Source organism: Microbacterium foliorum (assembly GCF_003367705.1).
Classification (GTDB): Bacteria; Actinomycetota; Actinomycetes; order Actinomycetales; family Microbacteriaceae; genus Microbacterium; species Microbacterium foliorum.
Map to the genome: position 1 here is coordinate 2,433,442 of NZ_CP031425.1, position 16,810 is coordinate 2,450,251.

Annotated in this window: 17 protein-coding genes; 13 read left to right on the forward strand and 4 right to left on the reverse strand. The window is 67.8% G+C overall.

Annotated elements, in window-relative coordinates:
* Window positions 1–71 precede the first annotated feature (71 nt).
* Together DXT68_RS11480 and DXT68_RS11485 are read right to left on the reverse strand one after the other, a co-directional pair.
* Window positions 72–1,184 carry a BMP family lipoprotein gene (locus DXT68_RS11480; RefSeq protein ID WP_045253526.1) on the reverse strand — a complete coding sequence of 371 codons (1,113 nt, stop codon included), beginning with the start codon at window positions 1,182–1,184 and terminating at the stop codon, window positions 72–74.
* Between the two features lie 148 nt (window positions 1,185–1,332).
* On the reverse strand, window positions 1,333–2,448 hold the full coding sequence (locus DXT68_RS11485; protein WP_045253527.1) for a mannose-1-phosphate guanylyltransferase: 1,116 nt from the start codon (window positions 2,446–2,448) through the stop codon (window positions 1,333–1,335).
* Window positions 2,449–2,647: 199 nt separating this feature from the next.
* Here DXT68_RS11485 and sdhC point away from each other — a divergent pair, with 199 nt between their 5' ends.
* The 8 genes from sdhC to DXT68_RS11525 all read left to right on the forward strand — a co-directional run bounded on the left by sdhC (window position 2,648) and on the right by DXT68_RS11525 (window position 10,086).
* Window positions 2,648–3,082: a succinate dehydrogenase, cytochrome b556 subunit gene (gene sdhC / locus DXT68_RS11490; protein ID WP_072591539.1), complete on the forward strand. Its 435-nt coding sequence runs from the start codon at window positions 2,648–2,650 to the stop codon at window positions 3,080–3,082.
* The gene (locus tag DXT68_RS11495; protein ID WP_045253528.1) at window positions 3,082–3,525 is read left to right on the forward strand and encodes a succinate dehydrogenase hydrophobic membrane anchor subunit; all 444 of its coding nucleotides are present in this window, start codon (window positions 3,082–3,084) and stop codon (window positions 3,523–3,525) included. Before sdhC ends, DXT68_RS11495 begins: the two co-directional genes overlap by 1 nt.
* Window positions 3,526–3,544: 19 nt before the next feature.
* Window positions 3,545–5,371 (forward strand): succinate dehydrogenase flavoprotein subunit, encoded by a 1,827-nt coding sequence (sdhA, locus tag DXT68_RS11500; RefSeq protein ID WP_045253529.1) that lies wholly within the window; start codon window positions 3,545–3,547, stop codon window positions 5,369–5,371.
* 2 nt (window positions 5,372–5,373) lie between these two features.
* Entirely contained in the window at window positions 5,374–6,141 is a 768-nt protein-coding gene (locus DXT68_RS11505; RefSeq protein ID WP_045253530.1) for a succinate dehydrogenase iron-sulfur subunit, read from the forward strand.
* A 77-nt stretch (window positions 6,142–6,218) separates the two neighbouring features.
* Complete coding sequence (locus DXT68_RS11510) at window positions 6,219–7,427, forward strand: YihY/virulence factor BrkB family protein (protein ID WP_045253531.1); 1,209 nt, start codon at window positions 6,219–6,221, stop codon at window positions 7,425–7,427.
* A 10-nt stretch (window positions 7,428–7,437) separates the two neighbouring features.
* Window positions 7,438–8,280, forward strand: a complete 843-nt coding sequence (locus tag DXT68_RS11515) for an exodeoxyribonuclease III (protein ID WP_174233209.1) — start codon at window positions 7,438–7,440, stop codon at window positions 8,278–8,280.
* 45 nt (window positions 8,281–8,325) lie between these two features.
* Window positions 8,326–9,330: a tryptophan--tRNA ligase gene (gene trpS, locus DXT68_RS11520; RefSeq protein WP_082068867.1), complete on the forward strand. Its 1,005-nt coding sequence runs from the start codon at window positions 8,326–8,328 to the stop codon at window positions 9,328–9,330.
* Between the two features lie 393 nt (window positions 9,331–9,723).
* Window positions 9,724–10,086: a hypothetical protein gene (locus DXT68_RS11525; protein WP_244918542.1), complete on the forward strand. Its 363-nt coding sequence runs from the start codon at window positions 9,724–9,726 to the stop codon at window positions 10,084–10,086.
* Between the two features lie 38 nt (window positions 10,087–10,124).
* Here DXT68_RS11525 and pth read toward each other — a convergent pair whose 3' ends face one another.
* Together pth and DXT68_RS11535 are read right to left on the reverse strand one after the other, a co-directional pair.
* Window positions 10,125–10,706 (reverse strand): aminoacyl-tRNA hydrolase, encoded by a 582-nt coding sequence (pth, locus tag DXT68_RS11530; protein WP_045253535.1) that lies wholly within the window; start codon window positions 10,704–10,706, stop codon window positions 10,125–10,127.
* Window positions 10,707–10,825: 119 nt separating this feature from the next.
* The gene (locus DXT68_RS11535) at window positions 10,826–11,449 is read right to left on the reverse strand and encodes a 50S ribosomal protein L25/general stress protein Ctc (protein WP_045253536.1); all 624 of its coding nucleotides are present in this window, start codon (window positions 11,447–11,449) and stop codon (window positions 10,826–10,828) included.
* Window positions 11,450–11,673: 224 nt separating this feature from the next.
* On the opposite strand from DXT68_RS11535, the gene DXT68_RS17325 reads away from it, so the two are divergent.
* The 5 genes from DXT68_RS17325 to DXT68_RS11555 all read left to right on the forward strand — a co-directional run bounded on the left by DXT68_RS17325 (window position 11,674) and on the right by DXT68_RS11555 (window position 16,792).
* Complete coding sequence (locus tag DXT68_RS17325; protein WP_256381367.1) at window positions 11,674–11,799, forward strand: hypothetical protein; 126 nt, start codon at window positions 11,674–11,676, stop codon at window positions 11,797–11,799.
* Between the two features lie 86 nt (window positions 11,800–11,885).
* Window positions 11,886–13,334 (forward strand): NADP-dependent phosphogluconate dehydrogenase, encoded by a 1,449-nt coding sequence (gene gnd, locus DXT68_RS11540; protein ID WP_045253537.1) that lies wholly within the window; start codon window positions 11,886–11,888, stop codon window positions 13,332–13,334.
* Between the two features lie 157 nt (window positions 13,335–13,491).
* Complete coding sequence (locus tag DXT68_RS11545) at window positions 13,492–14,220, forward strand: response regulator transcription factor (protein WP_045253538.1); 729 nt, start codon at window positions 13,492–13,494, stop codon at window positions 14,218–14,220.
* 26 nt (window positions 14,221–14,246) lie between these two features.
* The gene (locus tag DXT68_RS11550; RefSeq protein WP_082068868.1) at window positions 14,247–15,716 is read left to right on the forward strand and encodes a sensor histidine kinase; all 1,470 of its coding nucleotides are present in this window, start codon (window positions 14,247–14,249) and stop codon (window positions 15,714–15,716) included.
* A 242-nt stretch (window positions 15,717–15,958) separates the two neighbouring features.
* Window positions 15,959–16,792 carry a DUF559 domain-containing protein gene (locus DXT68_RS11555; RefSeq protein WP_052677663.1) on the forward strand — a complete coding sequence of 278 codons (834 nt, stop codon included), beginning with the start codon at window positions 15,959–15,961 and terminating at the stop codon, window positions 16,790–16,792.
* Window positions 16,793–16,810: the final 18 nt, after the last annotated feature.

The window sequence follows — 16,810 nt, forward strand, 5'->3', positions numbered from 1 at the left end:
CATCATCGTCCGCCCACGGCACGGGGCGAGTGGCCGCTTTCACCACTCGCCCCGTGCTGGACATCGATGACTTACGGGGAGTTCGGGGACTCCACCGTGATGTCGCCGGAGATGATCTGCTCCTGCAGCGCTGCGATCTCGTCGAGCAGGCCGTCGGGCAGGTCGCCCTCGAACGAGCCGAAGCCCGAGAGCTTCACACCCTCGTTCTCGAGCGTGCCCACGTAGGGCGCCGGGTCGAAGTCGCCCTTGGAGGCGGCGATCGTGGCGTCCTGCACGGCGACGTCGATCGCCTTCATGATCGAGAAGAGGGTGACGTCGGCCACCGACTCGTCGGCGACCGCGAGGTCGCTGTCGACGCCGACCATGAGCGTGTCCTTGCCGCTGTCCTTGATCGCCGCAGCGGCGCTCTGGTAGATGGGTCCACCGACGGGGAGGATGACGTCGACGCCCTGGTCGAGCACGCCCTGCGCGGTCTGCTTGGCCGTGTCGTTGGCGTCGAAGCCACCGGTGAACGAGCCCTTCTGCGACACGTTGTCCCAGCCGAAGACCTCGACGGCGCCGGACTTGTCCTCGTTGTACTTCTCGACACCCAGCTGGAAGCCGTCCATGAACACGGCGACCGACGGGATCTGCATTCCGCCGAACGTGCCGACCTTGTTCACACCGGCCTGAGCGGACCAGCCTGCGGCGGCGTACCCGCCGAGGTAGGCGGCCTGAGCGGTGTCGAAGACGAGGGGCTTGATGTTCGGAGCATCCGTGGTGCCGTCGAAGTCGGTGTCGGCGTAGTCGTCGATGATCGCGTAGTTGATCTTCGGGTTCGCCAGCGCGGACTCGACGGTCGCGGCGGACAGCTTGAAGCCGACCGAGACGATGAGCGAGCAGCCCTCGGAGACAGCGGTCTCGAGGTTGGGTGCGTAGTCGTTGTCGTTGGCCGACTCGAACTCGAGCGGCTTGACGCCGAGCTCATCGGCTGCCTTGTCCATGCCCTCCTTGGCGGACTGGTTGAACGACTTGTCGTTCCACCCGCCGGCGTCGGAGACGAGGCAGGGCAGGAAGTCGGATGCTGCGTCTCCGCCCGCATCTCCACCGGATTCGGTGGGAGCCTGGCCGCAGCCGGCGAGAGAGAAGATGACGCCAGCGGCGACGGTTGCGCCCAGCAGCTTCTTGGTGGTGGAGATGGTCAACTCATGCCTCCTGGAAGGGTCCCGCGCCCATCGCGGATCGCTCAAAGTTACCTACTGTTTCGACTTTTGTGCATGCTCGACCCAGGGCCGCCTTCGAATGGTTACAAAGCTGAAACCAAGCCAGCCGATGAGCGCCGGCGCGTGCTCATCAGAGCACGTCGCCCCGACCGGTGAGCTTGAGCGACTCGACGACGCCCTTCACGCGCTGGGCGTGCTCGACGGTGGTGACCAGCAGAGCATCGGGAGTGTCGACCACCACGATGTCCTTGACGCCGATCAGGCTGATCACTCGCGAGGTCTGGCTGACGAGGATCCCGCTGGCCGCGTCCGACAGCACCCGGGCCCGGGGCCCGAGCACGGCGAGGTCGTTCTTGCGGCCGTTGTTGATGAGCTTGGTGAGCGAGGCGAAGTCCCCCACGTCGTCCCAGTCGAAGTGGCCGGGCACGACGGCGAGGCGGCCGCGACGGGCGGCGGGCTCGGCGACGGCGTAGTCGATGGCGATCTTCTTCAGCCTCGGCCAGATGCGGTCGACGGCGGGGCCCCGGCGTTCGCGGTCGTCCCACGCCTCGGCGAGCTCGAGCAGCCCGGAGTAGAGGGCGGGCTCGTTCTCGGCGAGCTCCTCGAGCAGCACACTCGCCTTCGCGATGAACATGCCGGCGTTCCACAGGTAGTCACGATCGGCGAAGTACGCCTTCGCCGTCTCGAGGTCGGGCTTCTCGACGAAGCTCTCGACGAGCGCGGCCTCGCGCGCTCCCTCCACGACGAGCTCGGGACCCTTCTTGATGTACCCGAACCCGATGGCGGGCTCGGTCGGAGCGATGCCGATCGTGCAGATGTACCCCTCGCGGGCGACCTCGACCGCGTCTCGCACGGCGAACTCGAAGACCCTCGTGCTGCGGATCACGTGATCGGCACTGAAGGAGCCGATGATGACGTCGGGGTCGCGGCGGTGGAGGATCGCGGCGGCGAGGCCGATCGCGGCCGCCGACTCCCTGGGCTCGGACTCGAGGAAGACGTTCAGGTCCTGGATGCCGGGGAGCTCTGCCTCGACCGCGGCCCGATGCGCACGGCCGGTGACGACGGCGATGCGGTCGGTTCCGGCCAGCGGCTCCAGCCGGTCCCAGGTGTCGCGGAGCAGCGAATGCCCCGACCCGGTGAGGTCGTGCAGGAACTTCGGGGCGTCCGCGCGCGACAGCGGCCACAGACGGCTGCCGATGCCGCCCGCGGGGATGACGGCATAGAAGTTCGGAATCGGTTGGCTCACCCCGACAGGGTATCGCGGGCCGGCATCCGGACACGGAGGCGGACATCTCGACATCGAGAGAGTTAGGTTCCCCTTCGTCGCCCAGTCCCCTCTCACGGGAATAGGATGGTGTCCGATCGGCCGTGCCCTACGCCAGCACGTTCACGCGGGAAAGACGCATCGCACGCGACCGAGTCACATCGATCCAGGGAGGACGACCGTGTCCACAAGCGCTCGCTTGACACCGTCGATTTCGGAAACCACTTCCAAGACGCCGCGCGGCACCCTCTACCGAGGTCGCGAAGGCATGTGGTCGTGGGTGCTTCACCGCATCACCGGAGTCGCCATCTTCTTCTTCCTGTTGGTGCATGTGCTCGACACAGCACTCATCAGGGTGTCGCCCGAGGCCTACAACGCGGTCATCGGCACATACAAGAACCCGATCATGGCCCTCGGCGAGGTCGTGCTGGTCGCGGGCATCGTGTTCCACGCGATGAACGGCCTGCGCATCATCGCGGTCGACTTCTGGTCGAAGGGCGCCAAGTACCAGCGCCAGCTCTTCTGGGGCGTGCTGCTGGTCTGGGGCATCATCATGGCGGGCTTCGTGCCGCGCCACCTCATGCTCGCGTTCGCCGGCTTCGGAGGAGGACACTGATGACCGCTCAGACCGTCGCCGCTCCGGCACGCGCCCGCCGCGGATTCAACCTCGAGAAGTGGGGCTGGCTGTTCATGCGCGGCTCCGGCGTCGTCCTCGTCGTGCTGATCTTCGGCCACCTGTTCATCAACCTGATGGTCGGCGAGGGCATCCACGCCCTCGACTTCGCGTTCATCGCGGGCAAGTTCGCCACTCCGTTCTGGCAGTGGTGGGACGTCCTCATGCTCTGGCTTGCACTGATCCACGGTGCCAACGGCATGCGGACGATCGTCAACGACTATGTCACGAACAACACCGCCCGCAAGGCGCTGACCTGGGCCCTCGGCCTGGCTGCGGCCCTGCTCATCATCCTCGGCACGCTGGTCGTCTTCACCTTCGACCCGTGCCTCGGCGTGACCGAGACGAGCACGCTGTGGGAACAGTGCCAGACGCTGGGCAAGTAGAAGAGAAGGCATACCAGAAGTGACTACAGAGACCCAGGCTTCCGTCGTGCGCGACGGAGTGCACTACCACCAGTTCGACATCGTGATCGTGGGCGCCGGCGGCGCCGGCATGCGCGCGGCGATCGAGGCGGGCTCCGGCGCGAACACCGCCGTCATCTCCAAGCTCTACCCGACGCGTTCGCACACCGGCGCGGCACAGGGCGGCATGGCGGCAGCCCTCGCGAACGTCGAGGAGGACAGCTGGGAGTGGCACACCTTCGACACGGTCAAGGGCGGCGACTACCTCGTCGACCAGGATGCTGCGGAGATCCTCGCCAAGGAGGCCATCGACGCGGTCATCGACCTCGAGAACATGGGTCTCCCCTTCAACCGCACGCCCGAGGGCAAGATCGATCAGCGCCGATTCGGCGGCCACACCGCCGAGCACGGCAAGACCCCGGTGCGTCGGGCCTGCTACGCCGCGGACCGCACGGGTCACATGATCCTGCAGACGCTCTTCCAGAACTGCGTCAAGCTGGGCATCAACTTCTTCAACGAGTTCTACGTCCTCGACCTGCTGACGGTGAAGGATGCCGACGGCAAGACGCAGGTCTCGGGCGTCGTGGCGTACGACCTGTCGACGGGCGAGCTGCACGTCTTCCAGGCCAAGGCCGTGATCTTCGCGACGGGCGGTTTCGGCAAGATCTTCAAGACCACCTCGAACGCGCACACCCTCACCGGCGACGGCGTCGGCATCGTCTGGCGCAAGGGTCTCCCCCTCGAGGACCTCGAGTTCTTCCAGTTCCACCCGACCGGTCTCGCCGGGCTCGGCATCCTCCTCACCGAGGGCGCCCGTGGTGAGGGCGCGATCCTGCGCAACGCCTCGGGCGAGCGCTTCATGGAGCGCTACGCCCCGACCATCAAGGACCTCGCGCCGCGTGACATCGTCGCCCGGTGCATGGTCCAGGAGGTCGCAGAAGGACGTGGCGCCGGTCCCCACAAGGACTACGTGCTGCTGGACTGCACCCACCTCGGCGCCGAGGTCCTCGAGACCAAGCTCCCCGACATCACCGAGTTCGCCCGCACCTACCTCGGCGTCGATCCGGTCGTCGAGCCCGTGCCGGTGATGCCGACCGCTCACTACGCGATGGGCGGGATCCCGACGAACAACAACGGCGAGGTCCTCGCCGACAACGACACCGTCGTCCCCGGTCTGTACGCGGCCGGCGAGTGCGCCTGCGTCTCGGTGCACGGGGCCAACCGTCTCGGCACCAACTCGCTGCTCGACATCAACGTGTTCGGCAAGCGCTCAGGGCGCAACGCGGTCGAGTACGTCAAGACCGCCGAATTCGTGCCGCTTCCCGAGAACCCTGCGGCCTTCGTCTCGGACATGCTCGAGGGGCTGCGCAACAACCAGGGCACCGAGCGCATCGCCGTGCTGCGCAAGACGCTGCAGGACGAGATGGACAAGGGTGCGCAGGTGTTCCGCACGCACGAGTCCCTGCAGCACGTGCTCGGCGTCATCGCCGACCTGCGCGACCGCTACCGGAACATCCACGTCGACGACAAGGGCAAGCGCTTCAACACCGACCTGCTCGAGGCCGTCGAGCTGGGCTTCCTGCTCGACATCGCCGAGGTCGTCGTCTACGCCGCGCAGAACCGCGAGGAGAGCCGTGGCGGCCACATGCGCGACGACTTCCCCCAGCGCGATGACGAGAACTACATGCAGCACACCATGGCCTATCTCACGGGCGATGCGCACTCGTCCGACCCGGGCGATCACATCAAGCTCGACTGGAAGCCCGTCGTGTTCACGAAGAACGAGCAGGGCGAGTTGAACTACCCGCCGATGGAGAGGAAGTACTGAGCATGTCGAACGCCATCGCCGAAGCCCCCGCGGCCACGACCGAAGAGGCGGCGATCCAGTCCTTCATCGTCACCTTCAACATCCGCCGGTTCGACCCCGAGGTCGACTCCGAGCCGCACTGGGTCGACTACGACGTGGAGCTCTTCTCCACCGACCGCGTGCTCGACGCACTGCACAAGATCAAGTGGGAGGTCGACGGCTCGCTCACGTTCCGCCGTTCCTGCGCCCACGGCATCTGCGGCTCCGATGCGATGCGCATCAACGGTCGCAATCGTCTGGCCTGCAAGACGCTGATCAAGGACCTCGACATCTCGAAGCCGATCTACGTCGAGGCCATCAAGGGCCTTCCGCTCGAGAAGGACCTCGTCGTCGACATGGAGCCGTTCTTCGCCTCCTACCGCGAGGTCCAGCCGTTCCTCGTCGCCAACTCGGTGCCGGAGAAGGGCAAGGAGCGCGTCCAGAGCATCGCCGACCGCGAGATCTTCGACGACACGACCAAGTGCATCCTCTGCGCCGCGTGCACGTCCTCGTGCCCGGTGTTCTGGACCGACGGGCAGTACTTCGGCCCCGCCGCGATCGTGAACGCGCATCGATTCATCTTCGACTCGCGCGATGACAACGCCGCCGTGCGCCTCGACATCCTCAACGACAAAGAGGGCGTGTGGCGCTGCCGCACCACCTTCAACTGCTCCGAGGCGTGCCCCCGCGGCATCGAGGTCACCAAGGCCATCGCCGAGGTCAAGCAGGCCGTGCTGCGCGGGCGTCCCTGACGCGACTCGTACGCAGAGAAGGGGCGGGCGCCCGGTCGGGTGCCCGCCCCTTCTCGTCGCCCGGATAGGCTGAAGACGTGTCTGATCGTGATCGCGGTGCCACCGGCTCCGGTCGCGTCGACGCCGCCGTCGAGCGGGCGACCGCCCTGACGCAGCGGACCCTCGCGCTGTTCCCCGTGCGAGTGTGGCGACACTTCCTGCAGCACAACGGGTTCCTCCTCGCCGCGGGCGTGAGCTATCAGGCCCTGTTCGCGATCTTCGCGGCGATCTATCTGGCATTCGCCGTCACCGGGCTCTGGCTGGGCGGCAGCACCGAGGCGGTCGACGGCGTGATCGCCCTCGTGAACGGCTACGTCCCCAACCTGATCCTCGACGAGGGAGGCGTGTTCACCCCGGCGCAGGTGCAGGAGATCGCGGCGAACACCACCGGCGTGCTGAGCGTGACGGGCCTGATCGCCCTCGGCACCGTCATCTGGACCGCCATCGGCTGGGTCACCTTCTCGCGGCGGGCGACGAGGGACATCTTCGGGCTGCCGCCGGATCTGCGCAGCTACTTCCTGCTGAAGGCACGGGATCTGCTGGCCGCGCTGCTCTTCGGGATCGCGCTGATCGCGGGCTCCGTCCTCAGCTCCGCGAGCGCGGCCGCGCTGACGTGGATCCTCGGCCTCGTCGGCTGGGATTCCGGCTCGACGGGCTGGGAGATCAGCATCCGCATCGGCACGATCCTCTTCTCCTTCGTCCTGCTCTCGAGCGCTCTCGCCGCGATGGTGCGCTTTCTGACGGGGACCTCGCTCGACTGGGTCGTGATCTGGCCCGGCGCGCTGCTGGGCGGGGGCGCGATGACCGTGCTGCAGTTCGGGGTGGGATTCCTGCTGAGCTACACCCCCGCGAACCCCCTCCTCGCGACGTTCGCGATCTTCGTCGGCCTGCTGCTCTGGTTCCGGATCAACGGTGTCGTGATGCTGGTGGCATCCTCGTGGATCGCGGTCGCCGCGAAGGATCGTGATGTGCCGCTGCTGCACATGTCCGACGCGGAGCGGCGAGCGGCCGAGCACCGCACGCTGCTGCGGGCGGCGCGCATCCGCGTGCGGGAGGCCCGTTCGGCCGCTGACGAGGCGCCCTGGTTCCGCGCCTTCGCAGCGCGACGTGCAGTGCGCGCGGCCGAATCCGATCTGCACGCGCTCGAGGCGTCCGCTCCTCCTCCGCCGCAGACGGGCTCGCCGCTCGTCCAGCGACTCCTGGCGGAGACGGAGCGCACGTCTCCTGATGTCAGCCGCCCTCGTTAGGCTTGTCGGTATGCCTCATCTGCGTATCGCCTCGGTCAATGTCAACGGGATCCGAGCGGCGGCTCGCAACGGCATGGCCTCCTGGCTCGACACCGCCGACGTCGACATCCTCACCCTGCAGGAGGTCCGCGGGCAGGACGAGCACCTCGAGGCCGCGCTCCCCGGATGGACGTTCGTGCACGACGAGGCGACGGCGAAGGGGCGGGCCGGCGTGGCGATCGCGAGCCGCATCCCTGCCCTCGCGGCGCGGACCGACTTCGGCGACCCGGGCTTCGACTCGAAGGGCCGCTGGATCGAAGCGGACTTCCTGATCGGCGATCGTCCTCTCACCGTCGTCAGCGCCTACGTCCACAGCGGCGAGGCCGACACCCCCAAGCAAGACGAGAAGTGGAAGTTCCTCGACGCCTTCGGCGTGCGTCTCGCCGAGCTCGGTGAGGGCGACCGTCCGCTCGCTCTCGTGACGGGCGATCTGAACGTCGGCCACCGCGAGCTCGACATCAAGAACTGGCGAGGCAACCGCAAGAAGGCGGGCTTCCTCCCCCGCGAGCGCGCGTATTTCGACCGCTTCCTCGGCGCGGTGGGCGAAACCGTCGAAGGTGTCGACGGCACCATCGGCGAGGGCCTCGGCTGGGTCGACGTCGGGCGCACCTTCCACGGAGAGGTCGAGGGCCCCTACACGTGGTGGTCGATGCGCGGGCAGGCCTTCGACAACGATTCAGGGTGGCGGATCGACTACCACCTGGCCACCCCTGCCCTCGCCGAACGGGTCACCGCCTACCACGTGGCCCGAGCCGACGCCTACGACCAGCGCTGGAGCGACCACGCACCCGTCGTGGTCGACTACACGTACTGAGCGGGCGGACTCTGCCGACACCGGCATCCCCGTAGGATTGACGCTGTGACGAAACCCCGCCTCTACTCAGGAATGCAGCCCTCCGCCGACTCCCTCCAGATCGGCAACTACATCGGAGCGCTGCTGCAGTGGCGGGAGCTGCAGACGACCAACGACGCGTTCTTCTCGGTCGTCGACCTGCACGCCATCACCGTCGCGCAGAACCCCGCAGAGCTGCGCGAGAAGACGCGTCGGACAGCCGCGCAGTACATCGCCGCAGGCATCGAGCCGTCGCTGTCGACGCTGTACGTGCAGTCGCACGTCCGCGCGCACGCGGAGCTCGCGTGGATCCTCTCCACCATCACCGGCTTCGGCGAAGCCGGTCGCATGACCCAGTTCAAAGACAAGTCGGCACGTCAGGGCGCCGACGCCACGAGCGTGGGTCTGTTCACCTACCCGGTGCTGATGGCGGCAGACATCCTGCTCTACCAGACCGATGTGGTGCCTGTCGGAGACGACCAGAAGCAGCACGTCGAACTCACTCGCGACCTCGCCGAGCGCTTCAACTCGCGCTTCGGCGAGACGTTCGTCGTTCCTCGTCCGGTGATCCAGAAGGACACGGCGCGCATCTACGACCTGCAGAACCCCACGTCGAAGATGTCGAAGTCGGCGGAGAGCGACGCCGGTGTGCTGTGGATGCTCGACGATCCCGCCAAGTCGGCGAAGAAGATCATGCGCGCGGTGACCGACACCGAGGGGTCGGTGCGCTTCGACCGCGAGACCAAGCCCGGCGTCTCCAATCTGCTGACGATCTACTCCGCCCTCACCGGCCGCCCGGTCGGATCGATCGAAGACGAGTACGCGGGCCGGGGGTACGGCGACTTCAAGAAGGGTCTGGCCGAGGTCGTCGTCGACGAGTTCGCCCCCGTGCGCACCCGCGCGCTCGAGCTCCTTGATGATCCCGCAGAGCTCGATCGCATCCTCGCCGCGAACGCGGCCAAGGCGGATGCCGTCGCCGATGCCACCCTCGGCGCGGTGTACGACCGGGTGGGACTGCTCCGTCGCATCTGACGCGCTGCGCCATAGGATGGGGGCGTGACTGACCCGCAGCTGCCCCCGTCCGGCGCCGTTCCTCCCGTACCACCCGCACCTCCCGCGTACCAGCCCACTCAGCCCGACGAGCCGGCTCAGCCCGAGTATCAGCCCGCGCCTCCCGCGTACCAGTCTGCTCCGCCTCCCGCGTACCAGTCCGCTCCGCCTGCCGCGTATCAGCCTTATCCGCCTGCGCCGCAGACCTATCAGCCGTCGGCACCGTCGGCCCCCGCCGCGCAGCCGTACCAGGCACCTCCGGGCGCTCCCGTCTACCAGGCGAGCCCTCCCGGCGCCTATCAGGTGCCGGTCGGCGGCTACCAGACGCCCGCAGGGTCTTACCAGCCGCCCGCCGCGGAGCAGAAGAAGTCCGGGATGCTCGGCCTCGTCGCCCTGATCCTGTCGCTCGTGGCAGCCGTGGTCACGCCCATCGTCGCCGGAATCGCGGGGTTCGAGATCGGCCGTCGCATCCCCGGCGGCCTGGACACGACCTCTCCTGACTTCCTCTCGGTGCTCTCCCCGGCGCGCGACCAGGTTCTCTGGGCGGAGGTGTCGTTCTGGACGGGCACGATCCTCGGCATCGCGGCGATCGTGATCGGCATCCTCGCCATCCGCAAGAAGCAGGGACGGGGCGCGGGGATCGCGGCCCTCGTCGTGGCAGTGCTCGGCCCGATCATCTTCTGGCTCGTCGTCCTCGTCACCGTCTCGACGGGAACCGCCGCGGGCTTCCTTCCCTGATCACACGCGCCTCCGGGCGCGCACCCGCGAACCCGCGGTCAGCGCGGAGCGTGGTGCTTCTGCTGCGCGGCGAGCAGCCCCTCGGCGACCAGCAGCTCGACCGCATCGGCGGCGTCCGAGACGAGGATGGGCAGGTTCGCGCGTTCGTCCTTGCCGAAGGGCGAGAGCACCCAGTCCGCCGGATCCTGGCGGCCGACGGGCCGGCCGATCCCCACCCGCACGCGCGGGAACTCGGGCGTGGTGATCGCTCGGGCGATGTCGCGCACACCGTTGTGCCCGCCGTGTCCGCCGCCTGTCTTGAGCTTGACGGTGTCGAACGGGATGTCGAGCTCGTCATGGATCACGATGATCTGCTCGGGGGGCACCGAGTAGAACCGCGCGAGAGCGGCGACCGGGGTACCCGAGACGTTCATGAAGGTGTTCGGCTTCGCGAGCACCAGCTTGTCTCCCCCGGGGCGGAGCCACGTCTCCACGACGCGTGCGCCGCCCTTGTGCTCACGGAAGGTCTCACCGCGCCGTGCGGCGAGCTCGTCGATCACCATCTGCCCGACGTTGTGCCGGGTCGCCTCGTATCGCGGGCCGGGGTTGCCGAGCCCCACCACGAGCCAGGTGGATGCCATGTCGTCGTCCTCTCGGGGGTGGGCCCTGTGCGGCGCCCGGGTCAGGATACGACAGAGGGGGCGCGATCTGCTCGCGCCCCCTCTGTGATGCAGTCAGCCGTGGGCTGCGCCTGCGGAGATCACTCCGCGGCGTCCTCCTCCGCGGCCTCTTCCTCGGTCTCGCCCTCAGCGGGCTCCTCGGCGGTGGTGTCGGTCTCGAGGTCGAGCACCGGCACGGAGACCGCGACGACGAGCGTCTCGGGGTCGGTCAGCAGCGTCGAGCCCTTGGGCAGCTTGACGTCGGCGGCGGTGATGTGCGCGCCCTCTTCGAGTCCCTCGACCGAGACCTCGACGTTCTGCGGGATGTGCGTCGCCTCGGCCTCGATCGACAGCGTGGTCGCGTCGAGGTTGGCGATGGTGCCGGGGAACGTCTCGCCCGTGACGACGAGCGGAACGTCGATCGTGACCTTCTCGCCCTTCTTCACGACGAGCAGGTCGATGTGCTCGATGATCTGGTGCACCGGGTCGCGCTGGACGTCCTTGACCAGCGCGAGCTGGCCCTTGCCCTCGATGTCGAGCTCGAGAAGCGCGTTGGCGCGACGGATGATCAGCGAGACCTGGTGGCCCGGCAGAGCGACGTGCACGGGCTCGGTGCCGTGACCGTAGATGACGGCGGGGATCTTTCCGGCTGCGCGCAGACGGCGGGCGAAGCCCTTGCCGAAGCTCTCGCGGAGCTCGGCGACGACCTTGGTGTCTTCAGACATGGGGGTTCTCCTTCGGGACACGCAGCGAGAGCCGCGCGGTGGTCTTGGAATTGTTCTCGAACGCAGACACGTGAGGAAAGCCACCGGCTTGCTTCGCCGCGTCGATAACGGATGCCAGCGCACGCGCAGAAGCATCCCTCGCCGAGGTACTCCTCTCATGGTACCGGATGAGCCGATAGGCTGAGAACACCGATTTCCTCTCTGCAGATCACGGAGTCTCACTCATGCTCGACGGCGTCTTCTTCTCCCACGCGATCGCCTGGCTCATCGGCGCGATGACGGTGTGCGCCGCGGGCTTCACCTTCGCCGCCCTGTTCTCTCTCGGACGCTCCGGCTACCGCAAGGACTGAGGTCGAGGGCGGCGACACACGAGAGCCTCTCCCCCGGCGCCGCGATAATCTGGACCCATCCCTCTTTCTCGATCTAGGAGCCTTCTGTGCCCGAAGCATCAGCGAACATCGGAGTCGTCGGACTCGCCGTCATGGGGTCGAACCTCGCCCGCAACCTCGCCAGCCGCGAGGGCAACACGGTGGCGATCTTCAACCGCAGCTACGAGAAGACCGAGACGCTCCTCTCCGAGCATCCTGAAGCCGAGTTCGTGCCGGCCGCGACGTATCGGGAGTTCGCCGACAGCCTCCAGAAGCCGCGCACCGCGATCATCATGGTGAAGGCCGGCAGGCCGACCGACGCCGTGATCGACTCCCTCGTCGAGGTCTTCGAGCCGGGCGACATCATCGTCGACGGCGGCAACGCGTACTTCCCCGACACGATCCGTCGCGAGAAGGCCGTGCGCGAGACCGGCATCAACTTCGTCGGCGCCGGCATCTCCGGCGGCGAGGAGGGCGCACTGCTCGGCCCGTCGATCATGCCCGGCGGTTCGGACGAGTCGTGGGTCACCCTCGGACCGATCCTGAAGTCGATCGCCGCGGTCGCCGAGGGCGAGCCCTGCGTCACGCACGTCGGACACGACGGTGCCGGTCACTTCGTGAAGATGGTGCACAACGGCATCGAGTACGCCGACATGCAGCTGATCGCCGAAGCGTACGACCTCATCCGCCGCGGCACCGGCAAGTCCCCCGCCGAGATCGCCGAGATCTTCGCCGAGTGGAACACGGGTGAGCTCGAGTCGTACCTGATCGAGATCACCGCGGAGGTGCTTCGCCAGGTGGATGCCGAGACCGGCCAGCCGCTCGTCGACGTGATCCTCGACCAGGCCGGCGCCAAGGGCACCGGCGCGTGGACGGTGCAGACCGCTCTGTCGCTCGGCGTGCCCGTGTCCGGCATCGCGGAGGCGACCTTCGCCCGGTCACTCTCGTCGCATCCCGAGCAGCGTGCCGTGTCGGGCGACCTGCCCGGTCCCGAAGACGAGTTCACGGTCGAGGACACCGAGTCCTTCATCGAAGACGTGCGGCTGGCGCTCTACGCGTCGAAGATCGTCGCCTACTCGCAGGGCTTCGACGAGATCCGCGCCGGCGCGGCCGAATACGACTGGAACATCGACCTCGGCGCCATCAGCAAGATCTGGCGCGGCGGCTGCATCATCCGCGCCCAGTTCCTCAACCGCATCGCCGACGCGTACCAGGCGGAGCCCGGTCTTCCCGTGCTGCTGACCGCCCCGTACTTCACCGAGGCCATCACGCGCGCACAGGCGTCGTGGCGTCGTGTCGTGATCGCCGCGGCCGAGGCCGGCATCCCCGCTCCGGCGTTCTCGTCGTCGCTGTCGTACTACGACGGCATCCGCGCCGACCGCCTCCCGGCCGCTCTCGTGCAGGGTCAGCGTGACTTCTTCGGTGCGCACACGTACAAGCGCATCGACAAGCCGGGTACCTTCCACACGCAGTGGTCGGGCGACCGCACCGAGATCGAGGCGGAAGACACGCACTGATCGCGTCTGCGACAGAACGAAGGCCCCGGTGGGAACGCCGGGGCCTTCGTCGTGTCCGCTGCGTCGGGCCTCTGAGATCGCCGATGCTCTCGGACCTCACAGCAGACGCATAACGGACTCCATAGAAAACCCATAGCTGATTCCGCAGAATGTACTCATGAGCACCGATCTCCCCGAACTGCACCGTCCCGACGGCTCTCCGCTGCGCATCCTCGCCGTCGACGACGAGCAGATGCTCACCGACCTGCTCGCGATGGCGCTGCGGATGGAGGGCTGGGAGGTGCGCACCGCATCCTCCGGTCTCGAGGCCCTGCAGGTCGCACGCGAATTCGAGCCGGACGCCCTGGTGCTCGACATCATGATGCCCGACCTCGACGGGATGGCTGTACTGCGCCGACTGCGTGAATCCGGCAGCCTCGTTCCCGTGCTCTTCCTCACCGCGAAGGATGCTGTCGGCGACCGCGTCGCGGGCCTCACCGCCGGCGGCGACGACTACGTCACCAAGCCCTTCAGCCTCGAGGAGGTGATCGCGCGACTGCGTGCCATCATCCGCCGCACCGGGCATGCGATGGCCGACGAGGGGCAGTCGATCCTGCGGGTGGCCGACCTCACCCTCAACGAGGACAGCCACGAGGTGATGCGCGACGGCACCGAGATCGAGCTCACCGCCACCGAGTTCGAGCTGCTGCGCTACCTGATGCGCAACGAGCGCCGGGTGCTGTCGAAGGCGCAGATCCTCGATCGGGTCTGGAGCTACGACTTCGGCGGCAAGTCGTCGGTCGTCGAGCTCTACATCTCGTACCTGCGCAAGAAGATCGACGCGGGCCGCACCCCGCTGCTGCACACCGTGCGAGGTGTGGGCTACATGATCAAGGCGCCGCAGTGAGCCATACGAGGATGACGCACAGGCCGATGAGCCTGCAGACGAGGCTGATGACCGCGGTGATCGGCTTCGTCTCGCTCATCCTCGTGATCGTGGCCGTGATCACCAGCGCCCTGCTCGGGGGGACGCTCGAGCGTCAGCTCGAGGACCGGCTGGACGGTTACGCCATGCAGGTGGCGAAGTGGGCGATCAACGTCCCCGAGCAGTATGCGAGCATCGATTCCCTGCTCGACGCCACGAACGCCGTGCCGGGGATCCTGCTCGCGGTGTCGAGCCCCGAGAACGGCACCGGCGGCGTGATCTTCCCCGACACCAAGGGACAGTGGAGCGAGGTGTCGCAGACGCTCACGGCTGCCGATCTCGCCCGCATGGACGCCGCACTCGGCGGGCAGTCCAGCGCCACCGTCACTCTCGACGACTTCGGCTCCTACCTCGTGGTCGCGAAGCAGGCGCCGAACGGAGTCACCGTGGTGACCGGGCTCCCCCGCAACGACATCCAGAATCAGCTGGCGACGCTGCTCACGGTGATCGCCCTGGCGACGATCGGCGGACTGATCCTGCTCGCCCTCACCACCGCGATCACGATCAGGGTCGGCCTGAGGCCCCTGCGGGCGGTCGCGGCGACGGCCACCCGCGTCGCGAACCAGCCGCTCGATCGCGGTGAGGTCGAGATCACCGAGCGCGTGCCCGCCGCCGAAGCGGACCCGCGCACCGAGACCGGCCTCGTGGGCGCCTCGCTCAACACCCTGCTCGACCACGTCAACGACTCGCTCGCCTCGCGTCAGAAGAACGAGGAGCGGATGCGTCGGTTCGTCGCCGACGCCAGCCACGAGCTGCGCACGCCGCTCTCGTCGATCCGCGGGTACTCCGAGCTCTCGCTGCGTGCACTGAAGCAGCAGGCCGGGGAGGCGGCGATCGAGAGCACGACCACCTCGCTCGAACGCATCCAGGCGCAGTCGCTGCGGATGACCCGGCTCGTCGAGGATCTGCTGCTGCTCGCTCGGCTCGACGAGGGCCGCGAACTCGTGTACGGCACGGTCGATCTCACGCAGCTGGCGCTCGAGGGCCTGTCTGACGCTCGGCCGACGGCCGCCGACCACCACTGGAACATCGAGGCACCCGACGAGCCGCTCGTCATCGTCGGCGACTCGGGACGCATGCACCAGGTGGTCGCGAACCTGCTCGCGAACGCCCGCACGCACACTCCCCCCGGCACGGCGATCACGCTGAAGGTCAGCCGCGAGGGCGACGAGGCGGTGCTCCGGGTGCACGACGACGGCCCGGGCATCGACCCAGGGGTGCGCGAGGAGCTGTTCGCGCGGTTCGCCCGAGGCGACAGCTCGCGTGCCCGCCAGACGGGTGGCACGGGCCTCGGCCTCGCGATCGTCAAGGCGATCGTCGAGGGTCACGGTGGCCGCATCTCCGTCGACAGCCGGCCGGGAGACACGACCTTCACGGTCCGCATCCCGCTGAGTCCCGGCGGAGTGACCTCTCCGTAGCGGTTCTGGCCTGCATCCTCCCGGCCGGCCCGTTTGCAGGACCCCGGCACGGATGCAGGATCGGACGGCGGAGGTGACCCTGCATCCGTGCTTCGATCCTGCAGACGGCTCGCACCACTCGCCGTCCGAGGCTCTGCGACTCAGGCAGGACCTCTCCTGCACGGATCCGGATCAGGCCGGGGTCCGTCCTCGGTGCACCGTTCGCAGCCCAACCGCCCGCGTCGTCGGGCATGATCTGTCGGATGCCGACCGCCGCCCATATCCTCTCCCATCTCGGCGATGCCGCCATGGGTACGACGCTGCGCCGATACGGGCTCAGTCGGCGAATCCTTTCGGCGGCGGTCCGGAATGGCACCATCCTCCGTGTGCGCAACGGTGTGTTCGCTCTTCCGACGGCTCCGCCCGAGGTGATCACCGCGGCGCAGCACGGCGGCGCCCTGACATGTTCGGGTGCTCTCCGCTCGCACGGCGTCTGGACTCTCGACGAGGACGCCGATCCGCACGTCTGGCTGGGCGCTCATGGACGCACCCACCACGTCGACTGCACCTGCACCGGTCATTACTTCGAGGGGCGCACCCTCTTCGGGATCGCGCCGTTGGAAGACGCCCTCGTGCATGTCTATCTGTGCCGAGGCGACGAGGCCTTCTTCGTCGCCCTGGAATCCGCTCTGCGCTTGCGCCTGGTCGAAGCCGCAGGTCGCGCGCGGATCCGCTCCCGACTGCCCCTGAAGGCGCAATGGCTCATCGACCTTGCTCGGGCCGACGCCGACAGCGGCCTCGAATCGCTGCTGCGACTGCGGCTTCACCTGCTCGGCATCCTTCTCGAATGCCAAGTCGAGATCCCCTCGGTCGGGAGGGTGGACTTGGTGATCGACGGGAGGCTCATCCTCGAGGCCGACGGTACCGGCAACCACGGCGACGCCGCGCATCGGCACCGCGACCTGATGCGGGATGCGGAAGCATCCCGGCAAGGATTCGAGACCCTGCGATTCGACTACGCGATGATCGTGCACGACTGGCCGATCGTGGCAGCGGCCATCGTGTCCGCTGTCGCTCGGCTTCACGCCCGGTTCTGACGCACCGTTTGCAGGACC